At 67.0% G+C, this 20312-nt stretch carries 20 protein-coding genes; 9 read left to right on the top strand and 11 right to left on the bottom strand.

Annotation, left to right across the window (positions count from 1 at the left end; translation table 11 throughout):
• The first annotated feature begins 76 nt into the window (after positions 1-76).
• The gene (locus tag OHA25_RS06775) at positions 77-928 is read left to right on the top strand and encodes a phosphotransferase enzyme family protein (RefSeq protein WP_327586729.1); all 852 of its coding nucleotides are present in this window, start codon (positions 77-79) and stop codon (positions 926-928) included.
• A 127-nt stretch (positions 929-1055) separates the two neighbouring features.
• Here OHA25_RS06775 and OHA25_RS06770 read toward each other — a convergent pair whose 3' ends face one another.
• Positions 1056-1664 carry a flavin reductase family protein gene (locus OHA25_RS06770; protein WP_327586728.1) on the bottom strand — a complete coding sequence of 203 codons (609 nt, stop codon included), beginning with the start codon at positions 1662-1664 and terminating at the stop codon, positions 1056-1058.
• Positions 1665-1975: 311 nt separating this feature from the next.
• Between OHA25_RS06770 and OHA25_RS06765 the strand changes: the two genes are divergently transcribed.
• Positions 1976-2764: a class I SAM-dependent methyltransferase gene (locus OHA25_RS06765; protein WP_327586727.1), complete on the top strand. Its 789-nt coding sequence runs from the start codon at positions 1976-1978 to the stop codon at positions 2762-2764.
• A 400-nt stretch (positions 2765-3164) separates the two neighbouring features.
• On the opposite strand, the gene OHA25_RS06760 is transcribed toward OHA25_RS06765, so the two are convergent.
• The 5 genes from OHA25_RS06760 to OHA25_RS06740 are packed head-to-tail and all read right to left on the bottom strand — an operon-like array spanning position 3165 to position 7887.
• Positions 3165-4238, bottom strand: a complete 1074-nt coding sequence (locus tag OHA25_RS06760) for an adenosine deaminase family protein (protein WP_327586726.1) — start codon at positions 4236-4238, stop codon at positions 3165-3167.
• A complete protein-coding gene (locus OHA25_RS06755) occupies positions 4235-5287 on the bottom strand; it encodes an ABC transporter substrate-binding protein (RefSeq protein WP_327586725.1) in 1053 nt (350 codons plus the stop codon). Before OHA25_RS06755 ends, OHA25_RS06760 begins: the two co-directional genes overlap by 4 nt.
• A 34-nt stretch (positions 5288-5321) precedes the next feature.
• Positions 5322-6311 (bottom strand): ABC transporter ATP-binding protein, encoded by a 990-nt coding sequence (locus OHA25_RS06750; protein WP_327586724.1) that lies wholly within the window; start codon positions 6309-6311, stop codon positions 5322-5324.
• Positions 6308-7099: an ABC transporter permease gene (locus tag OHA25_RS06745; RefSeq protein WP_327586723.1), complete on the bottom strand. Its 792-nt coding sequence runs from the start codon at positions 7097-7099 to the stop codon at positions 6308-6310. Before OHA25_RS06745 ends, OHA25_RS06750 begins: the two co-directional genes overlap by 4 nt.
• Positions 7096-7887, bottom strand: coding sequence for an ABC transporter permease (locus OHA25_RS06740; protein ID WP_327586722.1), 792 nt, complete (start codon positions 7885-7887; stop codon positions 7096-7098). Before OHA25_RS06740 ends, OHA25_RS06745 begins: the two co-directional genes overlap by 4 nt.
• Positions 7888-8054: 167 nt before the next feature.
• Between OHA25_RS06740 and OHA25_RS06735 the strand changes: the two genes are divergently transcribed.
• On the top strand, positions 8055-8999 hold the full coding sequence (locus OHA25_RS06735; protein ID WP_327586721.1) for a LacI family DNA-binding transcriptional regulator: 945 nt from the start codon (positions 8055-8057) through the stop codon (positions 8997-8999).
• A 295-nt stretch (positions 9000-9294) separates the two neighbouring features.
• On the top strand, positions 9295-9654 hold the full coding sequence (locus OHA25_RS06730) for a hypothetical protein (RefSeq protein ID WP_327586720.1): 360 nt from the start codon (positions 9295-9297) through the stop codon (positions 9652-9654).
• A gap of 351 nt (positions 9655-10005) precedes the next feature.
• Here the strand turns inward: OHA25_RS06730 and OHA25_RS06725 are convergent, their stop codons facing one another.
• The gene (locus OHA25_RS06725) at positions 10006-10284 is read right to left on the bottom strand and encodes a hypothetical protein (protein ID WP_327586719.1); all 279 of its coding nucleotides are present in this window, start codon (positions 10282-10284) and stop codon (positions 10006-10008) included.
• Between the two features lie 188 nt (positions 10285-10472).
• Between OHA25_RS06725 and OHA25_RS06720 the strand changes: the two genes are divergently transcribed.
• Entirely contained in the window at positions 10473-10889 is a 417-nt protein-coding gene (locus OHA25_RS06720; protein ID WP_327586718.1) for a DUF6896 domain-containing protein, read from the top strand.
• Between the two features lie 351 nt (positions 10890-11240).
• Here OHA25_RS06720 and OHA25_RS06715 read toward each other — a convergent pair whose 3' ends face one another.
• Entirely contained in the window at positions 11241-12470 is a 1230-nt protein-coding gene (locus tag OHA25_RS06715; RefSeq protein ID WP_327586717.1) for an IS110 family transposase, read from the bottom strand.
• 609 nt (positions 12471-13079) lie between these two features.
• Positions 13080-13748 carry a Type 1 glutamine amidotransferase-like domain-containing protein gene (locus OHA25_RS06710; RefSeq protein ID WP_327586716.1) on the bottom strand — a complete coding sequence of 223 codons (669 nt, stop codon included), beginning with the start codon at positions 13746-13748 and terminating at the stop codon, positions 13080-13082.
• Between the two features lie 789 nt (positions 13749-14537).
• Here OHA25_RS06710 and OHA25_RS06705 point away from each other — a divergent pair.
• Positions 14538-15014 carry a DUF4279 domain-containing protein gene (locus OHA25_RS06705; protein ID WP_327586715.1) on the top strand — a complete coding sequence of 159 codons (477 nt, stop codon included), beginning with the start codon at positions 14538-14540 and terminating at the stop codon, positions 15012-15014.
• 97 nt (positions 15015-15111) lie between these two features.
• Here the strand turns inward: OHA25_RS06705 and OHA25_RS06700 are convergent, their stop codons facing one another.
• Positions 15112-17103, bottom strand: a complete 1992-nt coding sequence (locus OHA25_RS06700; protein WP_327586714.1) for a zinc ribbon domain-containing protein — start codon at positions 17101-17103, stop codon at positions 15112-15114.
• Positions 17104-17438: 335 nt separating this feature from the next.
• A complete protein-coding gene (locus tag OHA25_RS06695; protein ID WP_327586713.1) occupies positions 17439-18047 on the bottom strand; it encodes a DUF3995 domain-containing protein in 609 nt (202 codons plus the stop codon).
• A gap of 117 nt (positions 18048-18164) precedes the next feature.
• Here OHA25_RS06695 and OHA25_RS06690 point away from each other — a divergent pair, with 117 nt between their 5' ends.
• From OHA25_RS06690 to OHA25_RS06680, 3 genes are read left to right on the top strand one after another with little or no spacing between them, the layout of a single operon-like run.
• Positions 18165-18578, top strand: a complete 414-nt coding sequence (locus OHA25_RS06690; RefSeq protein WP_327586712.1) for a hypothetical protein — start codon at positions 18165-18167, stop codon at positions 18576-18578.
• Positions 18575-19057 carry an RNA polymerase sigma factor gene (locus OHA25_RS06685; RefSeq protein ID WP_305917629.1) on the top strand — a complete coding sequence of 161 codons (483 nt, stop codon included), beginning with the start codon at positions 18575-18577 and terminating at the stop codon, positions 19055-19057. The genes OHA25_RS06690 and OHA25_RS06685 overlap by 4 nt, the downstream gene beginning before the upstream one ends.
• Before the next feature lie 60 nt (positions 19058-19117).
• Positions 19118-20041: an alpha/beta fold hydrolase gene (locus OHA25_RS06680; protein ID WP_327586711.1), complete on the top strand. Its 924-nt coding sequence runs from the start codon at positions 19118-19120 to the stop codon at positions 20039-20041.
• The last annotated feature ends 271 nt before the right edge of the window (positions 20042-20312 follow it).

The raw sequence follows: 20312 nt of genomic DNA, 5'->3' as shown, positions 1-20312 counted from the left end.
CGACAACTTGGTACGGTGGCCCAGACCGCACCCCTGGGAGAGTACGGCAGCGCGCAAGGGAGAGGAGCCGGCGACGATGCAGGCGTCAGAGGTCCCACGTGCGGTGGCCGCGGCCAGGTCGACCGCCTCATCACTTGGCCTGACAGCCGACGACGCGATCGTTCTTCATGACTCGAACAAGCTCACTCTGCGTCTGCTGCCTTGTGACGTCCTGGCTCGGGTGGCACCTGTAGCGGATCAGGTCGCACAGTTCGAAATCGAGCTTGCTCAGCGGCTCGCCGAATCCGAGAGCCCTGTGGCTGCTCTCGAGCCTCGAGTGGAGCCACGCGTCTACGAGCGTGATGGCTTCATGGTCACGCTGTGGACCTACTACGAACCTGCGACGCCTCGAGAGGTCTCACCAGCCGACTACGCCAATGCGCTCGGGCGGCTGCATGCCGGCATGCGCAAGCTCGATGTCCCGACGCCGCATTTCATGGATCGGGTCGAGCAGGCTCAACGACTCGTGGCGAGCCGCGACCGTACGCCGGCGCTCGCCGACGCGGACCGGGAGCTGCTCGGCGACACGTTACGAAGTCTGAGGCGAGTGATCGCCGAGCGCGGCGCCGCCGAGCAGTTGCTGCACGGCGAGCCGCACCCGGGCAATGTGCTCACCACGAAGAATGGGCTGCTGTTCATAGACCTCGAGACGTGTTGCCGTGGGCCTGTCGAATTCGACCTCGCCCATGCGCCCGAAGACGTCAGCGAGCACTACCCGGGTGTCAATCAAGACTTGCTACGCGAGTGCCGGATCCTCGTGCTGGCGATGATCGCAACGTGGCGCTGGGATCGAGACGACCAACTCCCCAATGGGCGCCGGCTGGGCACGGAGTGGCTCGGCCAGATCCGAGCAGAGCTCGATCGCGAAGGGCTGGATATCCATGGCTGATCGCGGGCCTTCAAAGTCGTGGCCGGCTGGCTGTTGAAGTAGGGCAACACGCGGGGAGGGCATCAGCTCTGCGGATCAAGGTGCCTCGGCGAGAGGTCATACCGGTCTGCCTGGAGGAGACGCTGGGTCATACGGCTTGCGGCTCCTCGTAAGGGATGCGGCTCAGGTGCAGGATCTCGCCCAGCGTCCCCCACTCGTCGCCGCCGAGCTTGGTCAACGGGCGCAACAGCTCGGCGTCGGGCCGGTCGTTGACGATGTAATCCTTGTGCACCGCCGCGAGGAAGACCCTGCCGAACACCAAGGTGGAATTACCCATGCGCAGCGTTGTGTGTGAACGGCACTCCAGGACGACGGGAGAGGCGGCCACCCGGGGCGGCCGCACATGACGGCTGGCTTCGCGTTCGACTCCCGCGAAGCCGAATTCGCTCACGGTCCGAGGGAAATCGGTGGCGGTGTCGCGGATCTGGTGCAGCAGCGGTTCGGAGGAGAAGTTGACGACGAACTCTCCGGTGTCCTCAACATTGCGCAGGGAGTCCTTGCGGCCGATCGAGGTGAACTGCACGATCGGCGGATCGGTACTGGCGATGCTGAAGAAGGAGTGCGGAGCGAGGTTCTCGACCGCTCCGTCGGGTGTGACGGTGGATACCCACGCGATCGGACGTGGAACAACGACCGAGGTCAGGAACCGAAAGAAAGCCGCCCCACCCATGGCCTCGGGATCGAAGTCGACACGCATGCCGTTCAGTATTCATCGCAGTCACCCTGTGTAGTGGTCGCCACGCGGAACGCACGGGTTTCTCCTACGAACAGATCCGGTCCGGAGGCGGCCGACCAGGCGTTGACCGACAGCAGGCCCACCGACCAGCTTCGAGCCGGTCCGCTCCTCAGCGATGGCGCCGTCTTGCGTTCGACTGCGGCTCGGGGAGGTGGGGTGCGAGGCAGGGGGATGGCTTGCGGCAGAACGCGACACTGCATATCGTGCCGATGTATCCACTCGATATATCGGGCCGACGGTTTGGCGTAGCCCGATTGGACGCGGGAGCTGCGATGAGGCGGATCGACTACGACACGGAGCAGTACCAGGACTACGCGCGTGGCCGTGCGCTTACCGAGCAGCAGCTACAGGTTTGGATCAGTGCCTTCGAAGCGGTGCTGCCCGAGCGGCGTCCGCTGGCGGGGCTGGACGTGGGCTCAGGCACCGGCAGGCTCACCCCCGCGCTGGCGCGAGCGTTCGGGCCCGTCACCGGCGTCGAGCCGTCGGTCCGCATGCGCGAGACGGCGCAGGCGCAGTCCCTGCATCCCGGGGTGCGCTATCTGGCAGGCTCCGCCGAGGACATGCCGGTGCCGTCCGGCAGTGCCGACTACGCTCTCATGTTCTTGTCCTGGCACCACGTCCAGGACAAGCCGCGGGCAGCCCGCGAGCTGGCCAGGGTGCTCAGGCCCGGCGGACGGCTGCTCCTGCGCGCGAATTTCCGCGACCACCATCCCAGGCCGTGGTGGCTGGAGCACTTCCCCCGCGGCTTTGAGGTGGACGCCTCGCTGTTTCAGCCGCTGCACGAGGTCATCGCGATGTTCACGTCGGACGGCTGGCGCGTTGCCAGCTTCGGCACCGTTACCGAGCCGTCCGCCGGCACCTGCGGTGACATGCTCGAACGGCTGCGCCTGCGCACCCTTTCGTTCTTCGCTCACCTCAGTCCCGACGAGTTGGAGACCGGCTTCCGCCGCCTGGAGCAGGCTGTTGCCGCAGATCCCGGCGCACCAGCGCCTGTGTTTTCTGAGCCGCTGCTCACACTCGAACGGCGCCCCGCAGAGTATGGAGAACGGTCGACGCCGTAGCTGCGCTTTGCAGCTGCACAAGATCTAAAAGGCCACTTCCCGATCGCGGGGAGTGGCCTTTGACGTGCGGTGGAGCCCAGGAGATTCGAACTCCTGATTTCCTGCATGCAAACAGGAGCCAGTCACAACGCAGAGAGGTCTTCCTCCTGGTCAAGTGGCAGATGGACGCTTTCGACGCGTGTGTTGCACGTGGGCGCTGCTGTGCCGGGCTGCTGTACAGCAAGGGCTTGCTGAGCCCGCATCAGCCCGGCCCGGTCTCACTCCGCCCGGAAGCGAGTACGACGCCGACCGGGCAGGAGCTGGAGCTTCCGCGGCGCATCGATCAGGTCCGAGGAGCCATGACGGGGCCGAGCCGTGCACCCGCCTCGCCTTGCCATCGTCGGCCAACGCGGCATGCCGATCAGTCCATGTTCGCGAGCTCGCGCTCAAAGCGCTTGCGCAGCGCGTCCTTCTCAGGCTTGGGCAGCCAACACGCCTCCACCCCGGCCAGCGCCATCGCACGCAATCGCTCATCTTGTACAGCGAGCTGATCGGAGAGGATCCGATACTCGTTCGCCAGCGACGTCGGGAACATCCCAGGGTCGTCGGAAGCGGGAATGACGTTGAGACCGGCCTCGAGCATCGCCGCGATCGACGCCCGCCGCCACGGCCGCCACGAGCGCCGCGAGGTGGTCGAGATGACGGTGAACGGGACCTGCTCGTCCCTGACCCTGGCGACGGCCTCGTCGTCCTCGAGTACGAAGTAGCCGTGGTCGATCCGGTCGCACCCGAGTACGTCGAGGCAGGTGATCGTGTTGGCGGCTACGGGCGCGTGCTCGGAGGAGTGAGCAGTGCGGCGGAGCCCGGCCTCACCGGCGAGCCGGAAGGCGGCCTCGAACCGCTCGGGCGGCCCGGCGGTTTCCAGGTTGTCCAGCCCGATCCCCGCCACGTAGTCGTGCGCGTTGTCCACAACCGTGCGTATCCAGGAGAGCGCCTCCTCGCCCGACTTGCTCCGGTCGATGGCCGCGATGAGCCTGCCCGACATGCCGAAGTCGCGTTCTGCCATCCTGATGCCCTCGGCGTACGCCTCGATCACCGTGGCGTAGCCGAACTTCTCCTGACGTTCCGTCAGCGCGTCGAAGGAGAGCTCGAGATGCCTGGTCGCGCTGGTTCGGTGGGCGTCCTCGAAGGCCTCATAGGTGATTCGGGTGAGATCGTCAGGGTCGCCCAGGACCTGGACAACCCACGAGGACACCTGGAACAGCGAGTAGGAGGTCTCGGGCTCGTCCGCGCTCCTGCCCTGCGGAACCGGGATCCGGGTGTTCAGGTAGAGAGCCGGGTCCGGCGGAAGCGAGTTCACATCCGCGTAGATCCGCTCGGGCCTGTCGGGCAGATCGAGCCCCTCCCGCCTGGCCAGCTCGGCGAAGGTCGAGGCGCGCACGGTGCCGATGAGGTGGCAGTGCAGATCGACCTTGGGCATCAGGTCGAGGTTCACTTGCCGGCCACCTCGCGGGTGAAGCGGTCGACCCAGGTGGCGCGGGTGTCGACGAGCTGGGCGGGGTCGAGAGTCTTGAACCCGGCGGCCACGGGGTCCTTCGCCGCCTCGCCCGTCACCTTGGCGATGTCGGCCGGGATCTCGGCCTTCGAGTTCGTGGGCAGGTCGCCGACAGCCTTCGCCATGGCGCTCTGCGCCTCGGCCGACAGCATGTAGTCGATGAACTTCGCCGCTCCCTGCTGGTTGCGCGCGCCCTTGGGGATCATCGCCCGGTTGGTGGCCATGTAGCGACCCTTGGCGGGAGCCGTCCAGGCGATCGGCTCGCCCGAGGTGACGAGCTTGGTGGCGAAGCCGCTCAGCGCGTCGGCAGCGACGATCTCGCCTTGGGTCAGCAGATTCGTGACCTCGGTCGAGGAGGTGTAGAACTGCAGGACGTTCGGCGCCCAGCCGGCCAGGGTTTTCAACGAGGTGTCGATGTCGTAGGGGCCCTTGCCGTACGACTCACCCACGCTCGAGATCATGAGTTGCCCGGCGGTCACCGAAATATCAGGGAGCGCGACTTTTCCCTTGTTCGCCGCGTTCGCGAACAGCTCCCAGTCGGCGGCCTGCTTCTGGCTGAGCTTGCCGGTGTTGTAGATGATCCCGTTGAGCTGGTGCGTGTAGGCCGGTCCCTCATAGGCGCCCTCGGTCGCGAACGGCGCGAGCTCCTTGATGTTGGGCACGTCGACCTTCTGGAAGAGGCCGTCCTTCTGCCCGAGTGCGGCGAAGTAGTCGGAGATCAGCACCACGTCCGCCTCCGGCTCACCCTTGGCGAGCTTCAGCTTCGACAGCCGGTCGGAGTTGGACCCGGTGTCCAGCTCGACCTTGATTCCCGTCTGCTTGGTGAACGGAGCGACGACCGCCTGTTCGAACTCCTTCACACCGAAGGGGAAGGTGCTGACGACGATGGTGTCCTGGTCGGCCTGCTTCTCACCGGAGCCGGAGCCGGAACATCCGGCTGCGGCGAGCACTGTCAGAGCAGCGGCCAGTACGGCACGGCGCGTGGGCATGGGCTCGTTCCTTTCAGTGGGTTTTCAGCGGGTTTCAGCGGGGGAGTGAGACCAGATGGTCGTCTGGCGCGATCACCGTGACGCTCGATCCGGGTGTGGGGGTCGCGCCGCTGCGTACGTCGGCTAGCAGCCTGACGGTCGCGCCCGACGGGTCGACCACGTCGAGCGAGACCAGCAAGTCGACGCCGCGGAAGGCCACGTCGACCACTGTTGCGTCAAGGCCGTGACCTTTCTCGTGACCTTTCTCGGCGATGCGCAGATGCTCGGGCCGGATGGTCAGAGGGGTGCCGTCGGCCGCAGTGAGGAAGTTCTCGTACCCAAGGAACTCGGCGACGAAGCGGTCAGCCGGACGGGGGAAGACCTGCTGAGGAGAGCCCTGCTGCACGATCCTGCCCTCGTTCATGATGACCATCTCGTCGGACATCTCCAGCGCCTCGTCCTGGTCATGGGTGACGAGGATGACGGTCAGCTTGGTCTCCGCCTGGATGCGCCTGATCTCGGCCCGCATCTGGACGCGCAGGCGGGCGTCGAGGTTGGACAGCGGCTCGTCGAGCAGCAGGAGTCTGGGCCTGATCGCGATCGCCCTGGCCAGCGCCACGCGCTGCTGCTGCCCGCCGGAGAGCTTTTTCGGCTTGCGGCCGGCCAGGTGCGCGAGCCCAACGAGCTCGAGCGTCTCCATGACGCGCGACCGTCTTTCCGCGGATGGCACCTTGCGCAGCTTGAGCCCGTAACCGACGTTGTCGGCCACCGTCATGTGCGGGAACAGCGCGTACGACTGGAAGACCATCCCCAGATTCCGCTTCTCCGGCGGCGTGCGCGTGCTGTCGATCCCGTCGATGCGGATCGTCCCCGACGTCGGTGCCGAGTAGCCCGCGATCATCCTGAGCGTGGTGGTCTTGCCACAGCCGCTCGGGCCCAGCAGCGTCGTCAGCTTCCCTGATGGCACGGTGAGGTCGATCTCATCGACGGCGGTGAAGGAGCCGAACCTCTGGGTGACTCCGATCAACTCGGCGGCGGCGGTCATTGATTGATCCCTCCGAAGATCTTGGCGAATCCGACCGTGCGCTCGGCGATCACCGCGATCACCACGGTGGCGGCCAGGATGAGGGTGGAAGCGGCGGCGACCATCGGGTCGTAGGACTGCTGCACGTAGTCGAGCATCGTCACCGGCAGCGTCCGGAAGTCGCGCCCCTGCAGCAGGAGCGACAGCGGCACGTTGTTGAAGGATGTGACCACGCTCAGCAGCCCGGCAGAGAAGATTCCCGGGCGCAGGACGGGCAACGTCACGTTGACGAACGCGCGCAGCGGCGAGGCGCCGAGACCCCGGGCGGCCTCCTCCAGCGCGGGGTCGGCCAGCGCGAGTGAGGCGCCGGTCACGCGCACCGCATAGGGCAGCATCAGCGCCGTGTGCCCGACCAGCAGGGTGCTGAAGTTGTCCAGGTCCATGCCGATCATCAGCTGCTGGAACAGCGCGAGGCCGACGACCAGCTCAGGGACGATGAGCGGCGACAGGAACAACCCCTCGACCAGGCCCTTGCCGGGGAGTTTTCCACGGTGTACGGCGAGCGTGGCAGGCACGCCGACCAGCAGCGCGAGTGCGGTGGCGAGTACGGCGAGCTCCAGGCTGGAGACCGCGGCCTCGATGAACGGCTCGTAGCCGAGCGCCTCGTCGAACCAGCGCAGCGAGATCCCGTCGGGCGGGAACCTCAGGGTGCTTCCCGCCGTGAAGGCGGTGGCGACCACGAAGATGATCGGCACGATCATGATGACGTAGCCGATGACCGCGAGCGCCGCTGTGATCGGCCGCTTCATGAGGTGGCCCCCTTCCGCCCGATCAGCGAGGACACCCCGGAGACCAGGAAGACCAGGACCGTCATGATGAGCGCCGTCGCCGAGGCGGAGGCCCAGTCGACCGTGGTGCTCGCGTAGTTGAAGAGCTGCGTGGAGAGCATCCGCTGGCTGGACCCGCCGAGCAGATATGGCGTGGTGTAGGCGGTGACGGACCCCGCGAAGACCAGGGTGGCGGCCACCACGATGCCCGGCATGGTCAGCGGGATGACGACGTTCCACATCGTGCGGATCCTGTTCGCGCCGAGCCCGCGCGAAGCGTCGTCCAGGCCGGGATCGACCTGGGCGACGGCCGAGTAGCAGGAGATGATCGCCAGCGGCAGGAAGAGCTGGGTGAGGCCGAGGATGATCGCCAGCTTGGTGTAGAGCAGCTGCGGCGCCACGTCGACGACGCCGAGCTGGACGAGCAGTTGGCCGAGCGCCCCCTTGGAGCCGAGAATCACCAGCCAGCCGAACGTCCGCACCACGTTGCTCAGCATCAATGGGAAGATCGCCACTGCCAGGAAGACTCCGCTCCAGCGTGACGGCGAGCGGGCGAGCCAGTAGGCGATGGGAAAGCCGAGGACGACGCAGATGATCGTGACAGCCAGAGCCAGCCCGACCGTGCGCCCGATCACCTCCAGGTCGTAGGGATCCGTGAGCATCTCGCCCAGGCGCGCGAAGATCTCGCTGGTCGGCACGTCCGGCGGCGCGAAGAGCATCGCGGCGGAGGGAATGAGAAAACCCGCGACGAGAAGGAGGAGACCGGGCACCAGTAGAAGGGCCGATTTGGGGGAGATGTCGGCATCCTTTCTCCGTGGCGTACGCTTGCCTGGAACCGGTTGTGGAACCGGTTCCAGGAGCCCGACCATAGATTATGAGCGGCCTCTCGCACAAACCCGCGTGTGAATTCCGTGTAACGACTCAAGGAGGAGCATCAGTGCCGACACTCGCGGACGTCGCCGCGCTGGCCGGGGTTTCCAAGGCGACGGCCTCCCGCGCCCTGGGCCGGCCGGACCTGGCCGCCCCGGGAACGGTGGCCCGCGTCCGCGCAGCCGCCGAGCAGCTCGGATTCGTCCCCAACCGGGCAGCCACCCAGCTGGCCCGCGGGAGGACTGGGGTGGTCGCTGTCGTGGTGCCCACGCTCGACAACACCTTCTTCACCCCGATCATCGGCGGTGCTCAGGCGCGCGCGGCCGGCTCGGGCATGCAGCTGACCATCGCGGTGCACTCTCTGGAGCACGCGGCCCAGCTCGCTGCGGTCGAGCAACTCGCGCACCAGGTCGACGGCTTCCTGCTTGCCGCGCCCCGAGGTTCGGACGAGATCGTCCGCGCCGCCGCGTCGTTCAAGCCGACCGTCCTCATCGACCGTGAGATCGAGGGCATGACCTCGGCAGTCGCCGACACGGCCACAGCATTCGGCGCGCTCGTCACCCGCTTCGTCGAGAAGGGTCACGAACGCATCGTCTACATCGGCGGCCCGGCGGGCTCCTGGCAGGATCGTCAGCGCCAGGCAGCCATCCGCGCCGCGGCCGAGGCGAGCGGCGTGACGCTGACCATGCTCGGCCCCTACCCCTCGACGTTCGCCGCCGGAGTCGAGACGGCAGAGGCCGTGGTCGCCGCCCGCGCCACCGCCGTAGTCCCCTACGCGACCTCGATCGGCCTCGGCCTCATGTTCGCCCTGCTCAGCCGCGGAATCCGCGATGTCGTGGTCAGCTCGGAGCGCATGATCGTCGAAAGCCTCGGCCTGGGCGACGTCCCCTCGATCGACGTGGACGGCGAAAAGCTCGGCGAGGTGGCCATGGACCAGCTCATGACCCTCCTCGGCGAGCGCAGGGAGCCAGCACCACCCACCAGACGCCGCCTCACCGTCCGGATCAACTAGGCCGGGGCGACGGGGCCTGCCAGACCATCGCGTGACGGCGGCGACCTGGCGGATTCACCGCCGACGACACGGACTACCTGGCGCGAGGCGGCTGCAGCCGTCGCGCCCGACGCCGAGCACGACAGGGTGCACCCAGAGCCCGAGACGGTCGAAGAGCTAGAACGACGCCTGGCTCCATCACCGCGCCGCTCCTCTCAACCTTCGCCGATTGATCAAACTCGGACTCCACGTCACCGACGGCATCTGGACGATCAAACCGGCCACCGCATAACGACAGGTCCACCCGCATCCGGAGGTGGTGGCCTTCCTGCAAGGCGTCGAGGACGAGGGCTTCCTGGACGAGTTGCCGAAGCTCGCGGGCGGGACCGAAGCGGGCGACGCCATCAAGGCATACCTCGACCGGTACGGCATGCGCTGCGTCGGCGAGATCGACATCACGAGGCCGCGCTGGAGCGAGCGCTCCACCACGCTCGATGCGCCAGCAGCTCGTGGCGGCGCTGCAAAAGCGGTGGGAGGGCTCGCTGCGCCGGAGGGCCAAAACCGGCCCTTCGAGGCTTCCGATATTGCGGGAGCTTCTGCGGCCGTACCTGCGCCCCTGTGGTGTCCTCCCATATTCCCCCATCGGCGGCGCGGAGATCATAGAAATGAGAAATGACCAGGCCGGTTAGCCTGGTCATCGCCCATCTGATCTTGTGGAGCCTAGGAGATTCGAACTCCTGACTTCCTGCTTGCAAACGAAGTTTCGTGATTGATTGAACTGGGTCTTTGCCCTGGTAGATAGACGTTTGTGTGCACTGATGTGCATCAGTGAGTGGGGCAGTGCGCTTGGGATATCACTCAGTTTGTCACTCGCTCCCGCGATTGGACTCGAACCAGACTTCCGTTGTGTGGATCTGTTCATCCTGATCCGGGCGTGAGGTCCTGCCGGTCAATCGAGTTCAGATTTGTTCGTGTTGGTTCGCCTCACGTGGCTCCCAACTTGGCTCCCTTTTAAGCTCTCAGCCAATCACGGCCAAAGGATGTCCAGCACCAGAAGCAGCGCGCCGAGGCCGATCGCCACCGTCCCCAGCACCAGTCCCGCCACTGACATGCTGCGGTTGGACACCGTGGAGATCGTGGCTTTCCTTCGCACCCCAGGCCATGCCAGCGCTGCCGCAATGATCCCGAGAGCCAGCATCGTCCAGTTCGGCGCTCCCCACCTCGCTCTCAGCGGGCCACCGGCGAACATGGCGAGGCAGGCGACGATCAGAGAAAAGAGACCCAAACGATCGAATAATCGCGTCATAGCGAGCGAGTGTAGATCACTCCACCTGCCGTTCTATCGATTAAGCGAGAGACGCAGAGCCGGGCTCGCTGTGCTACGGCAAGGCGTCAAGGTGTCGTTGACCCTAACCGGGCCAAATTCAGTGGCACAACATGACCCCGGAAGTCACCCAGTTAGGCACTCACTCGGCGGCGCGCAATACTGATCACATGGATGAGAATGCCCAGGTAGCGATCGAGGCAGTACGAGGCTACGCCGCCGCTTTGGAGCGCATTCGGTCGTGCTTGTTCGACGCCTACCCGGATGTCGATGGCGTCGCGGATCTCATGATGGCAGTGAGGCATACGCGAACGCTGCCTCGGGAGGGCAAGTCGCGAACGGGTATTGAGTACTCAGTCCACGGCGCGGGCTGTCGAATGACCGATGAGCAAGGCCAAGTGGTCGACGTCGACCTGGTCGATGATGTCGAGGCATTCGACGCCTGGCGAATCGGACGGTTCCTCGACGAACTGTCAGACGCCCATCCCTCGGTTGAGGAGCTACGTACGGCGTGCTCCTACCTTTCCACTCTGGGTGAACTGCGAGAAGTGCGGGTCGGTAGCTGGTACGCCCTGTTGGATCGCTGAACTTGTTTCGGCAAGCCCAGATACAGGCGTACGACTTGCCCTGCCCGTCTGCCGCCGTTCCACCGACCCACGGACGACGCGCATGGCGTTCCTTCCCATCGCACGCCCCACTCTCCCCCGCCTCCGCTAGCTGATCAAGGATCGCGACTGGACGCCAGGTTCTGTCAAGGCAGGCTTCGCGTGTACATGAGCCCGTGAGGTTCCAGGCCCGCCGTGCTCCCAACGGTCACAGCCTGCCTTGACAGGTTCTGGTGGCCCGTGAATCCTCGGGCAGCGGGGGCGGGGGGAGAGCCCACGACGCTTCCACGGTCATCCGCGCCCCCGCCGGAGACACCCCACGGGGATGCTGTGTCAAGCGGCTGATTGGCTGGCCTGGTTCGGTGGCGGTGGGGGCCATGCCTTGTCTTCTTGGTAGGTGACGTGGTGGAGCAGGCAGTGGTGGAGCTGGCTGAGTAGTTTGCCTGCCAGGCGGCGTAGCGCGGCTTCGTGTCCGTCGCCGGCGGTGCGGCGTTGGTCGTAGTAGGCGCGGGCTCCGGGTGAGAAGTGCAGGGCACAGAAGGCTTGGGCTCGAACCGCGTCGTAGAGGCGTTTGTTGCGGATGAACCGGGCGGTGACGAGGCGTTTCTTGCCGGATTGGCGGGTGATGGGTGCGGTCCCGGCGTAGGAGCGGCGGCTGAGGGCATCGGGCCAGCGGTGGGGGTCGTCGCCGAACTCGGCCAGGATGCGGGTGGCCAGGATGGTGCCGAGCCCGGGCTGGCTGCGGTAGATGGGCGCGTCGGGATGCTGGCCCAGAGCCTGGTCCATCTCAGCTTCCAGGCCGGTGATGGCGGTGGTCATCGCTGAGATGGTCTGCAGCAGTGCGGTGACGGCCAGGCCGAAGGCCTGCTCCACTGCTTCGGGCTGGCGCATGTGCTCGGTGGAGAAGACGGTGGCCAGCCGACTCGCGGCGCCGCGACGGCGGCCCCATCCGGCGGTGAACAGCAGCTCGGTCAATTCCTCGACGGTCAAGCGCGCCGCTTGCGTGGGCGTTGGGGCAGCCGTGAGGACGACGCAGGCGGTGCGGATGGTGAGATCGGGAAAGGCGGTCAGCGCGGCGGGGAAGTACTGGCCGAGCAGGGTCTTGAGCCTGTTCACCTCTTGGACGCGGCTCCAGATCAGGTCCTGGTGGGCGCGGGCGAGCACGTGCAGAGCTCGGACGGCTGTCGTGTCAGCGGCCAGTTGTCGGTGCAGGTGCGCATCGGTGCGCAGCAGATGGGCTAAGACGAGCGCGTCGGCGACATCGGACTTGCCGTGGGCGCGGTGGTGCCGATCCCGGTAGCGGTCGACCGACTTGGGGTTGATCGGGTAGATCGCATACCCCGCGGCCGCCAGCATGGAGACCAGCAGGCCGTGTTCGGTCTCGATCGCGATCTTCAGTGTCCCGGGCCGGAGGTTGTGCTGGGCGAACAGGCTCATCAGGTCGGCGAACCCTGTGGCCGTGTTGTCGATGCGTGGCTTGGCGACCTTGCGTCCGTCCTGATCCACCAGGGCCACGTCGTGGTGACGGCTGGACCAGTCGATGCCGCAGAAGATCTCGCCCATGAGCCGTGTCCCCTTCCGCAGTCTGGAGCGTCTGAGGACCCGTGGCCGCCTAATGGTTCAGCGCTCGATGGCAGCAACACCCCACCAGCCATCCTGGTCCCCAGCAACCGGCGAGGTCGCCGTCTCCGGCTAGAGATAGGTCTCCGGCATTTCTTTGAGCGATCATCTCGCCGGCCGCTCGGGAGCAAGCCTGCCGAAGCCTGATGGTTCCGGCATCGGATTTCACCCGTCTCGCTGGCTACGGCCCCATTAGGCATGAAAAGGGCCGGCACTCGTGAGCGCGTACGCTTGCGCTGACCAACTCGTCCTCGTGACCCGAGAAGTGCGCCCCCCTGTGATCAGGCTGTACCGTCGCACGGCGGCCCCCTACCACTCGTCCGCGCCAGCCGTCCGGCGTGCTCCAAGCCGTCTGCCGGAAGCGCCAGCGGGAGGCGGCGGCGTTGCCGAGTCGGCGGCGCGTGCGGCCCCCTCGGGGTCGCCTTGAAGACGTACAGAAAGTTCTCACAGGCGCCGGGTTCTCGCTTGGAATGTGGCATGACCGGATGGCCGCAGCGCACGCAATCTGCGGCATGAGAGGGCGCCTCGCTCAATCGCGGTTGGCGTCGGTGGCTAGGAGGAAATGGACCTCCAATGCCCCTCGGAGATGACCTCGACGGTGCCGTCGGTCACCTTGATGGCCGTCTGGTCGTCGATGGCGTACGCCGGACCCCCGATGTCGGCGGCCCATCTCTCCGCCTCGGCCATGGTGTTTCCCGGCATGAGCTCGTGTCCCAGGTGCGGGAAGATCGAGAAGTCGACGACCCCTAGGGTGCGGTCGCTTCCGGTGGGCGGCGTCCATTCGACGAAGTAGTCACCGATCCGGGGGGTCATCACCATGCTTCCGGCGCTCACCCCCACCCAGACCGTGTCGGGCAGCGACGGCAGGAGATCCGCCAGCCCGGACTGCCGCATCCAGTGGCACAGGTACGTTGCATCGCCGCCGTCCACCAGCAGGACGTCAGCCTCCTGGACCCAGGGGACCCAGCGGTCCTTGCCGATGCTGGACAGTGCGGTGAGCTCGAGGACGCCCACCGATTTCCAGCCCAGGTCGCACATGGGTCCCGGGGTCTGTCCGGCGATGAAGCGCCAGGCTGAGGCTGGCGTGCACATGGGGTGGCCATACTGCGCCGTAGGGATGCAGAGGGCACTGGAGTCGGCGATCGGCTTGCCCAGCAGGTCGATCAGCGTATCGCGGATGCTCGTGTTCGTGACGCCCCCGGACGTGAGTAGAAGCTTCAAGATGCCTCCCGATTCGAGTGCGATGGAGCGGTGTGTCGTGTAGACCTGGGACCACCGCGAGACTCATCGCTGTTGGGGGGCAAGACTTACCTGCAACAGGGCGCTCGCTCGGTAGATCAGGATCGAGCGCACGCAGCACGCAGGCACCGCGGCATGAGGGACGCGAGCGGCAGCTCTGAAGGCACTCACGTGCCCGTGCACCGCTGATCGAGGAGGCCAGGCGACGACCGACACCTGAGGGCCCGCTCATTGGAAGATCCGGTATACGAAGAGCGCGCTAGCGCCAACAGGGACACGCCGATGCGCCAAGGCAAACACGCGGCCGTCATGACGGTCGACCATGACGTGGAAAGCACAGGTCTGTCGCCGTCATGTCAACGTGCTGGCCCGGTAAGCGCGGGTCCGGCAAGCCGGCGAGCAGTACCGGGCGTCGCGGCAGACTCGCAGCGAACGCCAGACCCCGCCCCGGCCCACACCGTCGACGATGCTCCACCGAGCGGAGTCGAAACTCGCGAACATCGACCTTCCCTCTCAGCGACTGGTGTCGAATCTGGCGACCAGATGGCGCCGCTTCAGACGAACAAAACCACGTGATCCAGCACACGCCTCCTATCCGTGATCACGGTGTGCAAGACGTGAGGAAAGTTGTAACAGGCGGTGCGGTCGTCACTTTTGTCCTGTCCCGGGACATGCTTGACACATCAGTCCCAGGACATGTGTGACAGGTGCCGTTGTCGGCCGATCTTTCGTGCGTCGTTTGCGGGCGTCACCGTCGATAGGGTCCTGCCCATGCGCGTGCACCAGTACGTATACTTCGCGTTGGCCTCCAGCCAGGTTCCGGCCGCCGACATCACCGCCAGGCTAGGCATTAAGCCCGACGAGGTGACCATCCGCGGCAGCCGCCACACCGAGCCGCCCGTACCCGTCTGTCACACGTGGCGGATCGTTTGCCGCAAACCCGGCCTCACAGTGGACGAGCAAATCAACCAAATTCTTGATCGCTTGTACGCCCACGCTTATCGGATCGGTGAGCTGGCCACCGAGCTCGACCAGATCGACGGGAGCCCCGGCTCTAGCGTCCTACAGGTCGTACGGGTCTTCGAGCACCCCGACGGCGAGGACGCGGACCTCACCAGCCCAGCCGAAGACCTGCAGATACTACCTGGGCAACACCAGCTCCTCGGCTGGCACCTCGAGACCAGGGCATTGGAGTTCCTTCGACGCACCCACGCGGAGCTAGATATCGACGAGTATGCCTACGGATAGTGAGGCTTCAGGCGCACCGCGCTAGACACGCACCCCCGCTTATCGATCTTAAGCGGGGGTGTCTTCTTGCTGGTGGAGCGTCTGCGATTCTCTGTGTTTACCTGAGGATTTCGGGCAAATCGGGCGGGCGTGGCCGTGGCGGGCCGTCTGCGTACGGTCCCAGGGGGAGTACGGGGGTGGCCGCGACGCGGTGGAAGCCGGTCCGCTGGTGAGGATCGCGTGCAAGCCCTGTGCGTCCCGCTGGGCGGGTCGTCTGGGGTGCTTGGCCCGCCGGACGCTGTCCACCCCTGGGGGGTGGGGCGGGCACCGTGCGCCGGTCGGGCACACGGCTGGAGGTCATCGAACTGTTCGTCGGGGTGCGGGTAGGGCGTTTCGGGGTGGGCCGGTTCTTGGCTCGGTCCCGCGCCTCGGGTCGGGGGTGCAGGTCGGTTCGGGTGCGGCGGGCGCGGCGGGCGGCCCGGGTCGCCTTGCGAGGGCGGCGGGCGCGGGCCACGTTGCCCTCCACCACCTGCCGGATGGTGCGGGTCCCGGTGGCGCGGTCGGTGCGGGTGGCGTGCTGGCCGAGCAGGCCGCGGGCGAGGATGCGTTCGGCCGCCGCCCAGTCGCGATCACACGACAGCCCACAGGCCGGGCACCAGGCCCACGCCCAGCCTCGCTCGGCGAGCCGGTCCGGGGCCGGGCAATGCCGCAGGATAGAGGTGCCGTCACCGCAGCGGGGGCAATACTTGGAGGTGCCGCGGGCCGGGACGGTGACCACGGCGATGCTTTTCTTGGCCGCCAGGTGCCGGATCGCCTCCACGATCTGCCCGCGCACCTGCCCCGACAGCCGCGCGTTCGCCTGTCCGCGCCGCCCGCGCGCCTCCAGCGTGGCGAGGTCCTCCAGGTAGATGACCGTCGCCCCCGCGGCGACCGCTTGGTCGACTGCCCAGCGGGCCGCCGACCAGGCCAGCGCCTTGTTCAGGTGCCGGATGCGTGCGCACAGCCGCTCGTGCTCGACGCTGACGACCTCGTACGCCCCGGCCAGTTCGGCGAAGCGGGGGTCGGCGGGCGCCAGGCCGGCAAGCAGCCGCTCCTGGTGTTTGCGCTTGGCGGCCAGGTGCTCGCGTTCAGTCCGCAGCCGGTGCAGCTTGGCCGACACGCCGCTCGCGTCGTAGGCCAGCGGCCGCCCATCCGTGACCACCCGGCCGTCGGCCGTCAGATGCCCGATCGTGCCGGTGAGCAGGCTATTGAGCCCCCAGTCGAAGCCGCACCCGATCACATGACCGGTGGCCGGCGCGAAGCCGATCGGGATCTGGAACGGCAGATCGACGCGTACCCGGCCGTGGTGCACGCGTAGGGTGGGGGCGCACAGTTTCGCCTCCGCAGGCACGGTCGGCGGCAGGGCGATGGGCAGCAGGTGCCAGGCCCAATCCTTGGCGGAGGCGGGGCAGGCGGTCAGGGGCAGCTTCACCCGCAACCGGGCGCTGTACTCCCCGGTGCGCTCCAGGGTGGCCAGTTGTCGGTCAGCAGCGGCCAGCACGATCTGCGCCGCACATGCCGGAGGCCCCTCCAGCTCGGTCAGATCAGCCGGCAGGCGGCCGTGGTGCGCGTCGCGGTAGGCGCGGATCTGCCGGGTCCGGTTGCGGATCTCCGCCGGGCCCACCCCGCCCAGAAGCACTGTCCGCAACGCCGCCCATTCGGCGTCGTTGCGCCTGCCCGGGTCACGCGGCCAGGTCGCCACGATCGCCGCCACCAGCTCGCGGCGGTGCAGCGCCAGCCGCAACAGGCGGGCCGCCTGCTCCTGGGCGCATCGCAGCACCCGATCACACACATGCACGCCCGAAGTCGGGGTTACGCTCCAGCCCAGCCTGCGCATAGCCATCCAGCCCTTGGCCGGCAACGCCCGCCCGTCCAGCCCCACCCCAGACGCCAGTGCGTCCAGATCCGCCGCACTCCACCGGCCGGCGACCAGACGGGCGGTCAGGTCCTGCGCCAGGCCGGTCAGCCAGGCGACCCGCTGGGCCAGCAGCGCCTGGGGGACGACCTGACCGGTGTGCTCCACGATCGCGCCATGGGCAGTGCAGGTCGCGGTCGCGGTGAGCTTGCTCATGCATCCACCCCCGCCCCGGCCCGCTCCAGCTTTCACTGTCAGTGACCGTAAGACTACCAACACGTGGCCCTGCCGGGTAGAACATGTGAACGATTTGATGCCCGCCACGCCCTTACCTGCCCGGCCAAAACCGGCCAGCGCCCGTTACGTCGCGGGCGTCAAGGCTCGGTGTTCTCACGGGGCAACCAGATCGGCGGGCGCCTCACTGACGCGCACTCGCCTGGCAAAGTGATCCAGCCCTGGGGCCTAGCCGTCACCGCCAACCCGATAGCGCCACCACGAGATCAGTGCAGACACCTAGGTTTCCATAGCGAATACGACGAGCAGTCCAAACCCTAGGAGATTCGAACTCCTGACTTCCTGCTTGCAAACAGGAGCCAGTCACCACGCAGAGAGGTCTTCCTCCTGGTCAAGTGGCAGACGGAGGCTGTCGACGCGTGCTGTTGCACGTCGGCGTTGCTGTACCGGGCTGCTGTACAGCAAGGACGTACTGAACACCAATCCGCCTCAGCCTCATGCTTCGACCTCCGAGAAGAAAGCCGCATCAGCACGGCTCCGGTCGCGAACCCCAGCGCCACGCACAGCGGGCTGTAGAGCAGCAGGTTGAGCCAGTAGAACGGGGTACCGGTGTCCGTGCCCAGCCCGAACGCCCACGCGAGGCCGAGTTCCGCACGCACGAGCAGCCCGCCGCCCAGCGCGAGCGTGACCGCCTTGGCGAGCCGACCACCCCGCCCGAGGGAGACGGCGATCACTGAGAGGGCGGCGACGGTGAGCATGGCGATCAGGGGCACGAGGACGCGCGCCGTGAAGGGCGTCTCGAAGTTGAGCACCGCCAGGGAGAGCGCTCGCGGGTCCGCGGCCGGCCGTACCAACCAGAAAAGGTGAAGGAACGCGTCGAGCAGGAGGACGGAGGCGACGAAGGCCGCCGGGAGTGAGATTCTCATGCCCGGCAGGAGGAGCGGAAATCGTCGGTGGTTCCATGGAACCTTCGCCGCGGTCGACGCCTCTGGATGGATATGACTTGGCCTGTTGCTGATTTGGACCCGGTACGGAGGCTGCGGGTGCTCGCCTCCGCCATCCCCGGGGCGGACGTAGCCGAACGCGTCATCCCCGCTCCGTTCGAGGACGTCTGGTCCGTGGTGAGCGCCCTGGAAGAGGAGTTCGGCACCTTCGAGCCGGACATGCGCCACTTGACCATCGTTTCCGGGCACGGGAGCGAGCGCCTGGTGGCCAAGGCGCGAAGCCGGTACGGCATGCGTGCCAGGTTCGACGTCGAGCTGCTGCCCGGCTGGTGCTGGATGCAGAGCAGGTTCCTGATCGTCGGCGTCGCGGCGGCAGCCGTACCGGGAGGAACCCTGGTCGCGCAGACCGGAGGAGTCCGCGTTCCCGGCCGGGCGGCGCTCGTTCCCGTGGGCGTGCGGGCCGCGGGAGAGAAGGCGCTGGCCAGGCTCGAGGCGAGGGTCGTGCGGCGATGAGCGCCGATCTGGTGCGCGCTGCGCAAGGCGGCGACACGATGGCCATGAACGACCTGCTGAGCGAGCTGACGCCGTACCTTGGCCGGATCTGCGGGCCCATCGCGCTCGACAACGGGCCCGACGCCGTCCAGGAGGCACTGATCGCGATCTTCCGGAACCTGGGGAGCCTGCGCGATCCGCAGGCGCTCCACGGCTGGGCCCGGGCGATAGCTGTACGGGAGGCAGTCAGGATCGCCAGACGGCGGCACCACGCGGTGGAACTCGCCGAACTGCCGTCGAAGCAGGACGTCGAGAGCGCGGTGGACATCCGTGACGTGCTCGAGCGGCTGTCCCCCGAACATCGGGCGGTGCTGGTCCTGCGTGACCTGGAGGGGTTGCCGGAGGAGGAGGCCGCACGGCTCCTGCACGTACCGGAAGGGACGGTCAAATCGCGCCTGCACCGCGCCCGCCGGAGCTTCCGCAAGGCGTGGCAGTCCTGAGGAACCTCCTGAGGCTCGCTCGCCTCCTTCTGGTGGAATCTCACAGAACGGAGAGCATCCATGAGACCTCGCACGCTCGTGGTCCTGAGCCTGATCCTCACCCTGGCCGTCGGCACCGCCCTTTATGGCGCGTACGGCTACCGCCCGGCAGCGGCCGGTTACCGGCCGCCGACGAACGCTCGGTTCCTGGACACCCCGCTCGCTCGCTTTCACTACGTCAAGGAAGGCTCCGGCACACCGGTCGTGCTGTTGTCACCTGGGGCTTCCTGGACGTACGGCTGGCGCCGTCAGGTGCCGGAGCTGGCCCGCGACCACACGGTTTACATAGTGGACCTCCCCGGCCAAGGATTCACCCGGCTGAAGGACCGCGACTTCACCTGGGACCTGAAGGGGATGACCACGGCGATCGGTGTGTTCCTGAACGCGGCGGGCATCGAGCGTCCCGCGCTCGGCGGGCTGTCGTGGAGCGGAGGGTGGGCACTGGCCTACGCTCAACACCACCCCGAACGCGTCAGCAGCCTGCTCCTGCTGGCCCCCTCCGGCGCCAGCACCCGCGACACCTGGGTGTATGAACTCATGAAGTACCCGGTCGTCGGGGAGCTGTGGAACAACTGGTACTACGCCGACAGGTCCAGCTCACGCGCCGCGCTCGACCGGATCCACGTCAACCGAAGCAGGATCACCGAGGAGGACGTCGACGCGTTCTGGGCACCCGGCACTTTCCCCGACAATCTGGAGAGCCAGGTCCTGCTCGAACGCGGCCTGGACTGGCGTGAAACCCTGGCCGCCATGCCGTCCACCACCACGCCCACCTTGGTGATCTGGGGCCGCCAGGACACCGTCAACCCGGTGTGGCAGGCTCAGGAGTTCGCTCGCCGGATACCCGCCGTGCAGGTGCGCGAACTCGACGGCTGCGGCCACGCGCTGACTACCGACTGTCCGGAGAAGGTCGCCCGGCTGATGGGGGACTTCCTGCGCCGATGAGGTCGGGGTCCTTGCCCGCAGCGCCTGCCCCTGAAAGACGCGCCTGCGCGCACGCCACGCTTGCGTGACGCTCCTGCTCAACCTCGGCATCCCACCTCAGGTCAGTCCGCGACATCGTCGGCCACAGTGACATCTAAGTCACCCCTCTACGTTCTCCGGGAAGCGATGTCCGCGCTGCCTTCCCGGCCCATGCTGCGGGTTTGAGGGCCGGTCACGGGCGGTCGCATGGAAGCCTTCCCGCTCCAATTGCCATCGGGCCGTTTCCAGAACT

Source organism: Nonomuraea sp. NBC_00507 (genome assembly GCF_036013525.1).
Classification (GTDB): domain Bacteria; phylum Actinomycetota; class Actinomycetes; order Streptosporangiales; family Streptosporangiaceae; genus Nonomuraea.
The sequence above is the reverse complement of the archived record's forward strand: the minus strand, read 5'-3'. Positions and strand labels throughout refer to the sequence as shown.